Source organism: Cellulosimicrobium sp. TH-20 (assembly GCF_002105775.1).
GTDB lineage: Bacteria > Actinomycetota > Actinomycetes > Actinomycetales > Cellulomonadaceae > Cellulosimicrobium > Cellulosimicrobium funkei.
On record NZ_CP020857.1, the window covers coordinates 131,086 to 143,023 of the forward strand.

Sequence of the window (11,938 nt, forward strand, 5' to 3'; positions counted from 1 at the left end):
TAGTGCGCGCGCCCCGCGCGGCGACGGGTCGTCCCCAGGGCGTCCGGTCGCGCGCCGCGGGGAGGCCCGACGGCGCCCTCAGGCGTGGCCGTGCGCCTCGCGGTCGCGCAGGGCCGCCGTCTCGAGCTGGAAGGTCGAGTGCTCGACGGAGACCGGGAAGTGGTGGGCGACGCACGTGCGCACGCGCTCGACGATCTCCAGCGCGTGCCCGTCGCGGAAGCACGCGTCGTCCACGACGACGTGCGCCGAGATGGTCGGGAGCCCCGTCGCGACCGTGGAGGCGTGCAGGTCGTGGACGTCCTCGACGTGGTCGAGCGAGAGGATGTGCCGCCGGACGTCGTCGAGGTCCAGGCCCTCGGGCGTGAACTCCATGAGGACGGCCGTCGCCTCGCGCAGGAGGCGGAACGCGCGCGGCACGATGAGGACGGCGATGAGCAGGCCGGCGATCGCGTCGGCCCGCTGGTAGCCCGTCGTGGCGATCACGACGGCGGCCACGATGACCCCGACGGAGCCCAGCGCGTCGTTGACCACCTCGAGGAACGCGGCCCGCAGGTTGAGGTTCGCGCGCCGCCCGGACGCCAGGACCGCGATGGCGACGAGGTTCCCCACGAGGCCGACGATCCCGAACACGAGCAGCTCGGAGGAGGGCACCTCGGGCGGCTCGAGCAGGCGCCGGACGCCCTCGACGGCGGCGTACGCGCCGACGGCGAGGAGCAGCGCCGCCTGCGCGAGGGCCGCGAGCACCTCGACACGACGGAAGCCCCACGTGCGGTGCTTGGTCGCCGGGCACAGCGCGAGCGACGCCGCGACCAGCGCGACGGCCAGCCCGATCGCGTCGGTGAGCATGTGCGCCGTGTCCGTGAGGAGCGCCAGGCTCCCTGTGAGCACCGCGCCGACGGCCTGGGCCGCGAGGATCGTCGCGGTGATGCCGAACGCGACGGCGAGCCGCCTGCGGTGGTCGGGCGCGCCGAGGTCACCTGCGCCGTGGTCGTGACCCGCTCCCATCGATCCTCCATTCATCGGTGTTTACCGATGATATCGATGAACACCGATGTTTTCTAGGCGGGATGCACCGTGACACGCGTCACGCGCAGGGGTCAGGGGGCGAGGGCGACGTGCTCCGCGTCGGCGAGGAGGTGCGCGACCTCCGGGCGCACGAGGCGGTACCAGGACGACCGGCCCTCCCGCCGCACCGCGACGACCCCCACCTCGCGCAGCGTGGTGAGGTGCTCCGAGACGGTCGACTGCGCCAGCCCGAGCTCGCGCGTGAGGTCGACGACCCGGCGCTCCGAGCCCGTGAGCAGGTGCACGATCGCGAGACGGCGCGGCTCGGCGAGCGCGTGGAGCAGGCGCGCGACCGCCTCGTGGTCGTGCGCGCCGTCGTGCCGGGGGTCGCTCGCGGCGCTCGTCGTCACCCGCCGATCCTAGCGATCGGCAGCCCCGGACCGCCCGGGCTCAGCCCCAGCCGAGCTCGTGCAGCCGGTCGTCGTCGATGCCGAAGTGGTGCGCGATCTCGTGGACGACGGTCACCGCCACCTCCTCGACCACGTCCTCGCGCGTCTCGCAGATGGCGAGCGTCGGGTTCCGGAAGATCGTGATGCGGTCGGGCAGCGCGCCCGCCGCCCACATGTGGTCGCGCTCCGTGAGCGGCACCCCCTCGTAGAGCCCGAGCAGCTCGGGGTCGTCGTCGGGCGCGTCGTCCTCGACGAGCACCACGACGTTGTCCATCTGCACCGCCAGCTCCTCGGGGACGAGGTCCAGCCCGTCGCGCACGGCGTCCTCGAAGTCGGCCCGCGTCATCTCCACCACCCGCCCATCCTCCCCCGCGCGGGCGGCGGATCCGACGAGGAGCCCCCGGCGGCGCCGCTGTACACTGGCCGACGTTCCTGAGCCCCCATCGTCTAGCGGCCTAGGACCCCGCCCTTTCACGGCGGTAGCACGGGTTCGAATCCCGTTGGGGGTACGCGAGATCGCGTCGGGACCGGTGGTCACCGGCGGATTTACGGATCGGCTCACCGGTACGGTACGATCCTCTCGGTTCGAATGCGGGCCACCACACCGCCAGGTCTACTGGTGAAATCGCCGGGTTCCCTGGTGTTAGGGTGTGTCTCGCACAGAACAGCAAGGCCCTGTAGCGCAGTTGGTTAGCGCGCCGCCCTGTCACGGCGGAGGTCGCGGGTTCAAGTCCCGTCAGGGTCGCGTGAGGCGAAGAGCCCGGTCGGCATCGGCCGGCCGGGCTCTTCCCCCATGGCTCTGTAGCTCAGTTGGTAGAGCGTTCGACTGAAAATCGAAAGGTCACCGGATCGACGCCGGTCGGAGCCACCGAGAGACCCCCGCCCGGGATTCCGGACGGGGGTCTTCTGCGTCCCTGGCCCGCGCGGCGTCCCTCGCGCGACCCTCCTCGCCCCCGGGCACCGCGCGCACCCCCGGGGAAGTTGCGCGCCGACCCCGGTGCCGGTTGAGTGGTGGGGGATCACCTGCGGAAAGGCTGAGAGATGAGCGACTGGATCGACGGGCGCATCCCGCCCGAGGAGCAGAAGCCGACGGTCGGACAGCTCGTGGAGCGCTTGTCCGAGCAGGCGACCCGGCTCGTCCGCTCGGAGATCGCCCTCGCGAAGGCCGAGCTGACGACGAAGGCGAAGCACGCCGGCATCGGCATCGGCCTGCTCGTCGTCGGCGGCGTGCTCGTGCTGTACGGCCTGGGCTTCCTGCTGCACTCCGCCATGGAGGGCCTCGCGACCGCCATGCCGCTGTGGCTCGCGGCGCTGATCGTCGGCGGCGTCCTCGTGCTGGTCGCCGGTACGCTCGCGTTCGTCGGCGTCAAGCAGCTCCAGCGGGGCGTGCCGCCGACGCCGACCGGTGCGGTCGAGAGCATCAAGGAAGACGTCGCGACCATCAAGGAAGGACTGCGCCCGTGAGCGGAACCGGCGAGACCCCCGACCCCCAGCTCTCCCCGTCCCAGCTCGAGGACGAGATCGCGCGCACCCGCAAGGAGCTCGCGGGGACGATCGACGAGCTCACGACGCGGCTCGACCCGCGCGTCCAGGCCAAGGCCGCCGCGCAGCAGGCGAAGCAGGCGGCGAGCGACACCGGGGCGTTCCTCTCCGGCAACGGGCTGCCCGAGGAGGACCCGGACCGGTCCCGCAACGTCAAGCTGTTGCTGGGCGCCGCCGTGGTCGGTGTCGCGCTGGTGGCCGCGGCGATCCTCCGCCGCCGCTCGTAACGACCCCCTCGACGAACGCCGTCGACCCCGCGCCGGTGCTCCACCGGACGCGGGGTCGGCGGCGTTCCGGCGTGCGGGAAGGTTCGACGACGCGCGGGGCGTCCGGCACGCGGGAGGGTTCGGGGACGCGGGACGTCCGGCGTGCGGGAACGTCGCACGCGCGCAGGGCTGGGTGGCAAGGCCGGCGCCGACCGAGAACGCGCGTCGTGCCGGCGTCCGTTCGGGTGCGCGCCGCCACGTCGGCGTGCCGTGGGCCGGGCGCGACCCCGGGTCAGGACTTGTCGGTACCGTCCGCGGGCTCGCTCGCGGCGCCGAGCAGGGCCCGGACCTCGGACTCGCGGTAGCGCCGGTGGCCACCGAGGGTGCGGATCGACGACAGCTTGCCCGCCTTCGCCCAGCGGGTGACGGTCTTGGGGTCGACGCGGAAAAGGCTGGCGACCTCGGCGGGCGTGAGCAGAACCTCGGACTCCCCGTGCATGGACATCACGACACCTCCTCCTGGTACGCGCTGGTCCGGCAGATACCCCGGATCACGACGACAGCACGACGCCAGTACCTTCCATTGTCGCAGCATGCGGATTTCGGGCGACTTGACGGACGGGTGAATTAGGCGCTCTATGGTCGGATCGGCCGGATAGGCGCTCCTGCGGCATACGAGAGCGTTGCCGCAGGTGGTCCGCAGAGCCCCTCCGTACCGCCGGACCCGGTCCGGGCGAGGCCGCGCGGTGGAGACTGTGTGACGGTAGGCACGTCCACGGCTCGAGCAGGGTCTCTGAGTGGATGGAATAGGCCCTGAGCATGTACCGTTGGACCCTGAACAGACGAAACTACACCCCGGGGCCGCACGTCTGAGTACGTTGCCGCCCCGCTTCTACGTTGAGGGGGTCGGAGCCATGGGCCGCGGCCGTCAGAAGGCAAAGCAGACCAAGGTCGCTCGCGCGCTGAAGTACTACAGCCCCGAGACGAACTACAGTGCGCTCGAGCAGGAGCTCACGGGTCACAGCCGTACGGATGTCGTGACGGACTCGCGCTTCGGCGCCGAGCCGGACGACCTCGAGCGCTACGACCAGCGCTACAACGACTGGTCCGACGACCGCTGACGGTCGTCCGCGACACCCCCTCCGCCGTCTCGCACGGACGCACCTGACCTCGACGGCGCCGCCGCCTGCCCGCAGGCGGTGGCGCCGTCGTCGTGCGTCTGCGACGGATCACCCACTGCGACGTCCATGCCGGGTCGCCCCACCGCGACGTCCTTGGCGGATGGACCCGTCGCGCCCGCGGGACGGCAGCCCCGGTCGGGCCGACGCCGCGATCCGCGCGCCGACCCGACCGGGCGGTGATCAGGGTCGGTAGTCCCCGACGAGGCGCACCGCGCCCGCCTGGACGCCCTTGGTGCCGGCGACCAGGTCGCCGTCGGCGAGGTCGCGGGCCGCGTCCGGGTCGAAGGCCTCGACCGTGCCGAGCACCCACGCGGGCACGCCGAGCGCGGCACACCGCGCCAGGGCGGCGTCGACGCCGTCCGCGCCCACGACCGCGACCATCCCGACGCCGAGGTTGAGGGTGTTCTCGAGGTCGCCGCGCGGCACCCCGCCCAGCTCGCGCAGGAGGCGGAAGACGGGCGGCACGTCCCAGCTCCCCCGGTCCACGACCCCGACGAGCCCCGCCGGGAGGACACGCGCGAGGTTCGCGGCCAGGCCGCCGCCCGTGACGTGCGTGAACGCGTGGACCTGGGCCGCGTCGTCGGCGGCCAGGGCGAGGCAGTCGCTCGCGTAGACGCGCGTGGGGGTGAGCAGCTCCTCGCCGACGGTGCGGCCGAGCTCGTCCACGTGCCGCTCGAGGCCCCAGCCCGCGTGCTTCAGCACGGCGCGCACGAGCGAGTAGCCGTTCGAGTGGAGACCTGACGACGCCAGGGCGACGAGCACGTCGCCCTCGCGCACGCGCTCCGGGCCGAGCAGGGCGTCCGCCTCGACGACGCCCGTGGCCGCGCCCGCGACGTCGTACTCGTCCTCGCCGAGCAGGCCCGGGTGCTCGGCCGTCTCGCCGCCGACGAGCGCGGTGCCGGCGACCTCGCAGGCCGCGGCGATGCCCCGCACGATGCCCGCGATGCGCTCGGGCACGACCTTGCCGCACGCGATGTAGTCGGTCATGAACAGCGGCTTGGCACCCACCACCACGATGTCGTCGACGACCATGCCGACGAGGTCGAAGCCGATCGTGTCGTGCACGTCGAGCGCCTGGGCGATCGCGACCTTGGTACCGACGCCGTCGGTCGACGTCGCGAGCAGCGGACGGCGGTACGTCGCGACCTCGGAGAAGTCGTAGAGCCCGGCGAACCCGCCGACGCCACCGAGGACCTGCGGCCCGTGGGTGCGGCGCACGGCGTCCTTCATGAGCTCGACGGCCTTGTCACCGGCCTCGGTGTCGACCCCCGCGGCGGCGTAGGTGAGGCCCGTGCGGGGCGAGTCGGCAGTCATGGTGTCGGCTCCAAAGGTGTCTCGCGGCGCGCGCGCCGGTGGTGCGGAGGGTGCGGGTCAGGGATGCTGGAGGGCGCCGGCGCCGCCGGCGGTCACCGAGAGGCTGCGCAGCCCGTCCTCGGGCGCCCCGAGCGGGAGCTCGGCCTGCTCGAGGAGGTGCTTGCCGAGCTGGTCGTCCGGCGGCAGCTCGATGGGGTACTTGCCCGTGAAGCACGCCGTGCAGAGCTGGGACGACGGCTGCTCGGTCGCCGAGATCATGCCCTCGGTCGAGATGTAGCCGAGGCTGTCGGCACCGAGCGACTGGCCGATCTCGTGCGGCGACAGGCCGTTCGCGATGAGCTCGGCGCGCGACGCGAAGTCGATGCCGTAGAAGCACGGCCACTTCACGGGCGGCGAGCTGATGCGCACGTGCACCTCCGCCGCGCCGGCCTCGCGCAGCATCCGCACGAGCGCGCGCTGCGTGTTGCCGCGCACGATCGAGTCGTCGACGACGACGAGCCGCTTGCCGCGGATCACGTCGCGCAGCGGGTTGAGCTTGAGCCGGATGCCGAGCTGGCGCAGCGTGTCCGACGGCTGGATGAACGTGCGGCCCACGTAGGCGTTCTTCGTGAGCCCCTGGCCGAACGGGATGCCCGACTCGGCGGCGTAGCCGACCGCGGCGGGCGTGCCGGACTCGGGGACCGGGATGACGAGGTCCGCCTCGACGGGGTGCTCGCGGGCGAGCTGGCGGCCCATCTCGACGCGCGCCGCGTGCACCGAGCGGCCGTTGATGCTCGTGTCCGGGCGGGCCAGGTAGACGTACTCGAAGACGCAGCCCGCGCGCTCGATGGGCGCGAAGCGCTGCGAGCGCAGGCCCTCCGCGTCGATCGCGATGAGCTCGCCGGGCTCGACCTCGCGCACGAAGGACGCGCCCACGATGTCCAGAGCCGGCGTCTCGCTCGCGACGACCCAGCCGCGCTCGAGGCGGCCGAGCACGAGCGGGCGCACGCCCTGCGGGTCGCGCGCGGCGTACAGCGTGCGCTCGTCCATGAAGACGAGCGAGAACGCACCGCGCAGGCGCGGGAGCACCTCGAGCGCCGTCGCCTCCAGCGTGTGGTCGGCGTCGCCCGCGAGCAGGGCGGTGACGAGCGCGGTGTCCGTCGTGTTGCCGCGCGCGAGCTCGCCGCGGCGCTGGCTCCCGTAGCGCTCGGCGACGAGGTTGACGAGCTCGGCGGAGTTCGTGAGGTTGCCGTTGTGCCCGAGGGCCACGGTCCCGGACGCGGTGGCACCGAGTGTCGGCTGCGCGTTCTCCCACGTCACGCCGCCCGTGGTCGAGTAGCGGCAGTGCCCGACGGCGATGTGCCCCGTCAGGGCGTTGAGGGCCGTCTCGTCGAAGACCTGGGAGACGAGGCCCATGTCCTTGTAGACGAGGATCTGCTCGCCGTTGCTCGTCGCGATGCCCGCCGACTCCTGGCCGCGGTGCTGCAGCGCGTAGAGACCGAAGCAGGCGAGCTTGGCGACCTCCTCGCCGGGCGCCCAGACACCGAAGACGCCGCAGGCGTCCTGGGGGCCTTTCTCGCCGGGCATGAGGTCGTGGTTGAGAAGTCCATCTCCGCGGGGGGCCACGTACCTCAGTGTCCCACAGCGTGCGGGCGAGGACGGAAGCGGACGACCAGGCGGACGGCCGCCCGCCGTCGTTCACGATGGCGTTACGTCGTCCCACCTGTCGGTCGGGGGTTTCGCTGCGTGGGAACGCCGCGCTTGAATCTCGACTTACCCGACCGCGGGGGTCAAGTATGGCCGCCGCGCCGGGCCCGTTCCACCACCGCTCCCGCTCGCCGGGACCCCGACGAAGGACGACACCATGCGACGCCTCCGGACGACGATCACCCTCGCGGCTGCCGCGGCAGCCACCGCCCTGGTCCTCACCGCCTGCGCGCCGACCGCCGTCGACGGGTCGGGCGGGGGCGACGCGAGCGGCGACGGGGGCTCCGACGTCGAGGCCACGACGCTCTCGCTCGTCGGCTTCGCCGTGCCGAAGGCGGGCAACGACGCGGCGCAGGAGCTGTGGGGCGAGACCGAGGACGGCCAGGGCGTGACCTGGGAGACGTCGTACGGCGCGTCAGGCGACCAGAGCCGCGCGGTCGCCGACGGGCTGGAGGCCGACTACGTGCACTTCTCGCTCGAGGGCGACGTGACGCGCCTCGTCGACGCGGGCCTCGTCGACGCGGACTGGAACGCGGGCGATCACCAGGGCATCGTCAGCCAGTCCGTCGTCGTGCTCGTGGTGCGCGAGGGCAACCCGAAGAACATCCAGAGCTGGGAGGACATCGTCCAGCCCGGCGTCGAGATCGTCACCCCGAACCCCGGCTCGTCGGGCTCGGCCCGCTGGAACATCCTCGCCGGGTGGGGCAGCGTCATCGCGAACGGCGGCTCGGAGGAGGACGCGACCGAGTACCTGCGGAAGTTCTTCACCAACGCCGTCGCCCTCCCCGGCAGCGGCCGCGACGCGACGACGGCCTTCACGTCCGGCACCGGCGACGTCCTGCTCTCCTACGAGAACGAAGCGATCCTCGCGCGGCAGAACGGCGAGACGTTCGACTACGTGGTCCCCGACCAGACGCTCCTCATCGAGAACCCCGCCGCGGTGACGGTCGACGCCGACCCCAAGGCGCAGAGCTACCTCGACTTCGTCCTCACGCCCGAGGGCCAGGAGGCGTTCGCGCACGTGGGCTTCCGCCCGCTCACCGGCGACGTCGACTTCGAGGTGGAGGGCGCGAACGACCCGAGCGACCCGTTCCCGGCCGTCCCCACCCTCCTCACCATCGCCGACGACTTCGGCGGCTGGTCCGCGACCAACGACAAGTTCTTCGGCGACGAGGGCCTCGTGACGAAGATCCAGGCCGAGACCGGGAAGCAGTGACCGGTGGCCTCGACCCTCGCTGAACGACCGGGCCGGGCGGCGCGCGAGCGCCGCCCGGCCCCGGCCGCGCCTCCCGGCCGCACGCGCCGTCGGGCGCCCAACGGCCCCTACCGGCTCACGGCGACCTCGGGCCTCGGGCTGGGCGTTGCGCTCGTGTGGTTCTCGGCCCTCGCCCTCGTCCCGCTGATCGCGGTGCTCGTCGAGACGTCCGTCGGCGGCTGGCCGGCCTTCGTCGCCGCCGTGACGCAACCGCAGACCGCCGCGGCGCTGACCCTCACGGTCACTCAGGCGCTCGCCGTGACCGCCGTCAACGTCGTCATGGGCACGCTCGTCGCGTGGGTCCTCGTGCGCGACCGGTTCCCCGGCAAGCGGCTCCTCGAGGTGCTCATCGACATCCCGTTCGCGCTCCCCACGATCGTCGCCGGTCTCGTGCTGCTCGCGCTGTACGGGCCGTCGGGGCCGCTGGGGATCGACGTCGCGAACACGCGCGCCGCCGTCTTCCTCGCGTTCCTGTTCGTCACGCTGCCCTTCGTGGTGCGCAGCGTGCAGCCCGTGCTCGCCGAGCTCGACCGGGACGTCGAGGAGGCCGCCGCGTCGCTCGGCGCGACGCGGGCCACGACCTTCCGCCGCGTCGTCCTCCCGGCCCTCGCGCCCGCGATCACCGCGGGCGCCGCGCTGTCGTTCGCGCGCGCGATCAGCGAGTACGGCGCGCTCGTCCTGCTCTCCGGGAACCTGCCGATGCGCACCGAGGTGGGCTCCGTGCGCATCCTCAGCTACCTCGAGAACGGCCAGCCGGAGCAGGCGGCGGCCGTCGCGTCGGTGCTCCTCCTCGTCTCGCTGCTCGTCATCGCGACGATCCAGCTCCTCCAGCGCAGGGTGGCCCGCCGTGGATAGCTCTCCCTGGGTGCGCCGCACGCTGCGCGCCGTCGTGGTCGTCTACCTCGTGCTGCTCGTCGGGTGGCCGGTCTCGCTCGTCGTGCGCGGCGCGTTCGCCGACGGGCTCGAGACGTTCCAGCGGGCCCTCGCCGACCCGTCCGTCGTCTTCGCGCTCCAGCTCACCGCCGCCGTCGCGGTGCAGGTCGTGCTGATCAACACCGTGTTCGGCGTCGGGATCTCGATGCTCATCGTCCGGTACGACTTCCCGGGCAAGGCGCTCCTCAACGCCCTGCTCGACCTCCCGCTGTCCGTCTCCCCGATCGTCGTCGGGCTCTCGCTCGTCCTCGTGTACGGGAAGAACGGCTGGTTCGGCGGCGCCCTCGAGGACGCCGGGCTCCAGGTGATCTTCGCGCCATCGGGCATCGTCCTCGCCACCGCGTTCGTGTGCCTCCCGCTCGTCATCCGCGAGGTCGTGCCGGTCCTCACGGAGCTCGGCACCGACGAGGAGCTCGCCGCGACGAGCCTCGGGGCGAGCCGCCTCCAGACGTTCCGGCGCATCACCCTGCCGGCGATCCGGTGGGCCGTCGTCTACGGGGTCGTGCTCACCCTCGCGCGCGCCCTCGGCGAGTTCGGCGCGGTCAAGGTCGTCTCCGGCAACTTCGAGGGCCGCACGCAGACGTCCACGCTGCTCGTCGAGCAGCGGTACCAGGACTTCGAGCAGGGCACCGCCTACGCCGTCGCGTTCCTCCTCGCGTCGGTGTCCGTCGCGTGCATCGTCGCCGTGACGTTCCTGCGCTCCGACGACGCCGCCGGCCCCCGCCCCCGCCGCTCCCCCCGCACCGTCAGGTCCACCCGCACCGCCGCCCCCACGGAGGCCGACGCATGAGCATCGAGATCCGCAACGTCCGCAAGACCTTCGGCGACTTCGTCGCGCTCGACGACGTCTCCGTCTCCGTGCCGACCGGCCGCCTCACGGCCCTGCTCGGCCCGAGCGGCGGCGGCAAGTCCACGCTGCTGCGCGTCGTCGCCGGGCTCGAGGTGCCGGACTCCGGCCAGGTCGAGATCGAGGGCCGCGACGCCACGAACCTGCCCGCGCGCCGCCGCAACGTGGGCTTCGTCTTCCAGCACTACGCGGCCTTCAAGCACCTGAGCGTCGCGCGGAACGTCGCGTTCGGGCTCGAGATCCGCCGCACGCCGAAGGCCGAGATCGCCGAGCGCGTCGACGAGCTGCTGCGGCTCGTGCACCTCGAGAGCTTCGCCCACCGGCTGCCCTCGCAGCTCTCCGGCGGGCAGCGCCAGCGCATGGCGCTCGCCCGCGCGCTCGCGATCCGCCCGAGCGTCCTCCTGCTCGACGAGCCGTTCGGCGCGCTCGACGCGAAGGTCCGCAAGGAGCTGCGCGACTGGCTGCGCCGCCTGCACGACGAGATCCCCGTGACCACGGTCTTCGTCACGCACGACCAGGAGGAGGCGCTCGAGGTCGCGGACGAGATCGTCGTCGTCAACGAGGGCCGCATCGAGCAGGTCGGCACGCCCGACGACCTCTACGACCGCCCCGCGAACGACTTCGTCATGGGCTTCCTCGGCCCGGTCACGCGCCTCGGCGGCGTCCTCGTGCGACCGCACGACGTGCACGTCGAGGTGCTGCCGGACGGCGGGGCGAGCCTCGACCCGTCGGCGCACCGGGGCGTCGCGATCGGGGACACGGCGGACGCGGCGGGCGTGACCGGCGTCGTCACGCGGACGACGCGCGTGGGGTTCGAGGTGCGCGCAGAGGTGACCGCGGGCGACGAGGTGGTGTCCGTCGTCGTGACCCGCGCGGAGGCGCGGACGCTGGGCCTGGCGCCCGGCGTGGCGGTGCGGCTCTCCCCCGCCGCCGGCGCCCCGACCGGTACGGCGTCCGAGCCGGCGGACCGGCGCGTGGCCGAGCCGCTCGTCGGCTGAGCGGTCAGCGGCGCCCGCGCAGGCTGCGGCGGTCGGCGACGACGGCCCACACGCCCGCGACCGCGGCGCCGAGCGCCGCGCACGTCACGAGGATGACGGTGAAGTAGACGCCGGGCTTGAAGACCGGCGCCGCGGCGGGCGACTGGAGCCACGCGCCACCGATGCCCAGGCCGAGGACCGTGCCCAGGAGGATGCCGACCGTGAAGAACGCGCGGTAGCGGGGGGCGCGGCGGACGGTCGCCGGGTCGACCACGGACTCGATCTCGACCTCCTCGCCACCGGCGGAGGCGGCGTCGTCGGATGCCGCGCCGGGCGTCTCGTCCGCCCTCGTCCCCGGCCCGGCGGCCTCGGGCTCAGCGCCCCCGGGCTCGGCGGCCTCGGACCCGGCCTCGGGGCGCGCGGCGTCGGGCGCGACGGCGTCGGGCGCGGCGGACGGGTCTGGGGTCGTGCCGTCGGGCACGCGGGACTGCTCGGAGCTCACGAGCACGACCCTACCCGCGCTTCCTGGGACTCCCCGCAGAG

Annotated in this window: 14 protein-coding genes and 3 tRNA genes; 10 read left to right on the plus strand and 7 right to left on the minus strand. The window is 73.3% G+C overall.

Annotated elements, in window-relative coordinates; genetic code table 11:
• Positions 1–78: 78 nt before the first annotated feature.
• The 3 genes from B8281_RS00595 to B8281_RS00605 all read right to left on the minus strand — a co-directional run bounded on the left by B8281_RS00595 (position 79) and on the right by B8281_RS00605 (position 1,800).
• On the minus strand, positions 79–1,005 hold the full coding sequence (locus B8281_RS00595; RefSeq protein WP_085386578.1) for a cation diffusion facilitator family transporter: 927 nt from the start codon (positions 1,003–1,005) through the stop codon (positions 79–81).
• Between the two features lie 92 nt (positions 1,006–1,097).
• On the minus strand, positions 1,098–1,415 hold the full coding sequence (locus B8281_RS00600) for a metalloregulator ArsR/SmtB family transcription factor (RefSeq protein ID WP_021481595.1): 318 nt from the start codon (positions 1,413–1,415) through the stop codon (positions 1,098–1,100).
• A 40-nt stretch (positions 1,416–1,455) separates the two neighbouring features.
• Positions 1,456–1,800 carry a metallopeptidase family protein gene (locus tag B8281_RS00605; protein WP_081895889.1) on the minus strand — a complete coding sequence of 115 codons (345 nt, stop codon included), beginning with the start codon at positions 1,798–1,800 and terminating at the stop codon, positions 1,456–1,458.
• 90 nt (positions 1,801–1,890) lie between these two features.
• Here B8281_RS00605 and B8281_RS00610 point away from each other — a divergent pair.
• The 5 genes from B8281_RS00610 to B8281_RS00630 all read left to right on the plus strand — a co-directional run bounded on the left by B8281_RS00610 (position 1,891) and on the right by B8281_RS00630 (position 3,223).
• Positions 1,891–1,963, plus strand: a tRNA-Glu gene (locus tag B8281_RS00610).
• 162 nt (positions 1,964–2,125) lie between these two features.
• Positions 2,126–2,199 (plus strand) — tRNA-Asp (locus B8281_RS00615).
• 50 nt (positions 2,200–2,249) lie between these two features.
• A tRNA-Phe gene (locus B8281_RS00620) sits at positions 2,250–2,322 on the plus strand.
• 173 nt (positions 2,323–2,495) lie between these two features.
• Entirely contained in the window at positions 2,496–2,918 is a 423-nt protein-coding gene (locus tag B8281_RS00625) for a phage holin family protein (protein WP_021481597.1), read from the plus strand.
• A complete protein-coding gene (locus tag B8281_RS00630) occupies positions 2,915–3,223 on the plus strand; it encodes a DUF3618 domain-containing protein (protein ID WP_021481598.1) in 309 nt (102 codons plus the stop codon). The genes B8281_RS00625 and B8281_RS00630 overlap by 4 nt, the downstream gene beginning before the upstream one ends.
• Before the next feature lie 271 nt (positions 3,224–3,494).
• Here the strand turns inward: B8281_RS00630 and B8281_RS00635 are convergent, their stop codons facing one another.
• Positions 3,495–3,707, minus strand: a complete 213-nt coding sequence (locus tag B8281_RS00635; protein ID WP_021482113.1) for a BldC family transcriptional regulator — start codon at positions 3,705–3,707, stop codon at positions 3,495–3,497.
• Between the two features lie 409 nt (positions 3,708–4,116).
• Here B8281_RS00635 and B8281_RS00640 point away from each other — a divergent pair, with 409 nt between their 5' ends.
• Positions 4,117–4,323 carry a DUF3073 domain-containing protein gene (locus B8281_RS00640; RefSeq protein WP_021482112.1) on the plus strand — a complete coding sequence of 69 codons (207 nt, stop codon included), beginning with the start codon at positions 4,117–4,119 and terminating at the stop codon, positions 4,321–4,323.
• Between the two features lie 240 nt (positions 4,324–4,563).
• Here the strand turns inward: B8281_RS00640 and purM are convergent, their stop codons facing one another.
• Both purM and purF read right to left on the minus strand, forming a co-directional pair.
• Positions 4,564–5,697 (minus strand): phosphoribosylformylglycinamidine cyclo-ligase, encoded by a 1,134-nt coding sequence (gene purM / locus B8281_RS00645; protein ID WP_085386579.1) that lies wholly within the window; start codon positions 5,695–5,697, stop codon positions 4,564–4,566.
• Between the two features lie 57 nt (positions 5,698–5,754).
• On the minus strand, positions 5,755–7,302 hold the full coding sequence (gene purF / locus B8281_RS00650) for an amidophosphoribosyltransferase (protein WP_085386580.1): 1,548 nt from the start codon (positions 7,300–7,302) through the stop codon (positions 5,755–5,757).
• 238 nt (positions 7,303–7,540) lie between these two features.
• On the opposite strand from purF, the gene B8281_RS00655 reads away from it, so the two are divergent.
• From B8281_RS00655 to B8281_RS00670, 4 genes are read left to right on the plus strand one after another with little or no spacing between them, the layout of a single operon-like run.
• Positions 7,541–8,599 carry a sulfate ABC transporter substrate-binding protein gene (locus B8281_RS00655; RefSeq protein WP_085386581.1) on the plus strand — a complete coding sequence of 353 codons (1,059 nt, stop codon included), beginning with the start codon at positions 7,541–7,543 and terminating at the stop codon, positions 8,597–8,599.
• Between the two features lie 3 nt (positions 8,600–8,602).
• Complete coding sequence (gene cysT, locus B8281_RS00660; protein ID WP_085386582.1) at positions 8,603–9,493, plus strand: sulfate ABC transporter permease subunit CysT; 891 nt, start codon at positions 8,603–8,605, stop codon at positions 9,491–9,493.
• On the plus strand, positions 9,486–10,361 hold the full coding sequence (locus B8281_RS00665; RefSeq protein WP_137279730.1) for a sulfate ABC transporter permease: 876 nt from the start codon (positions 9,486–9,488) through the stop codon (positions 10,359–10,361). Before cysT ends, B8281_RS00665 begins: the two co-directional genes overlap by 8 nt.
• Complete coding sequence (locus tag B8281_RS00670; protein WP_085386584.1) at positions 10,358–11,416, plus strand: sulfate/molybdate ABC transporter ATP-binding protein; 1,059 nt, start codon at positions 10,358–10,360, stop codon at positions 11,414–11,416. The genes B8281_RS00665 and B8281_RS00670 overlap by 4 nt, the downstream gene beginning before the upstream one ends.
• 4 nt (positions 11,417–11,420) lie before the next feature.
• Here the strand turns inward: B8281_RS00670 and B8281_RS00675 are convergent, their stop codons facing one another.
• Positions 11,421–11,897 (minus strand): hypothetical protein, encoded by a 477-nt coding sequence (locus tag B8281_RS00675; protein ID WP_157446507.1) that lies wholly within the window; start codon positions 11,895–11,897, stop codon positions 11,421–11,423.
• Positions 11,898–11,938 lie beyond the last annotated feature (41 nt).

What these genes read in the sequence shown, in the direction of transcription:
- B8281_RS00595 (WP_085386578.1), bottom strand. Translation starts at nt 1,005, where the DNA reads ATGGGAGCGGGTCACGACCACGGCGCAGGTGACCTCGGCGCGCCCGAC.
- B8281_RS00605 (WP_081895889.1), bottom strand. Translation starts at nt 1,800, where the DNA reads ATGACGCGGGCCGACTTCGAGGACGCCGTGCGCGACGGGCTGGACCTC.
- B8281_RS00625 (WP_021481597.1), top strand. Translation starts at nt 2,496, where the DNA reads ATGAGCGACTGGATCGACGGGCGCATCCCGCCCGAGGAGCAGAAGCCG.
- B8281_RS00635 (WP_021482113.1), bottom strand. Translation starts at nt 3,707, where the DNA reads ATGTCCATGCACGGGGAGTCCGAGGTTCTGCTCACGCCCGCCGAGGTC.
- B8281_RS00640 (WP_021482112.1), top strand. Translation starts at nt 4,117, where the DNA reads ATGGGCCGCGGCCGTCAGAAGGCAAAGCAGACCAAGGTCGCTCGCGCG.
- purM (WP_085386579.1), bottom strand. Translation starts at nt 5,697, where the DNA reads ATGACTGCCGACTCGCCCCGCACGGGCCTCACCTACGCCGCCGCGGGG.
- B8281_RS00655 (WP_085386581.1), top strand. Translation starts at nt 7,541, where the DNA reads ATGCGACGCCTCCGGACGACGATCACCCTCGCGGCTGCCGCGGCAGCC.
- B8281_RS00670 (WP_085386584.1), top strand. Translation starts at nt 10,358, where the DNA reads ATGAGCATCGAGATCCGCAACGTCCGCAAGACCTTCGGCGACTTCGTC.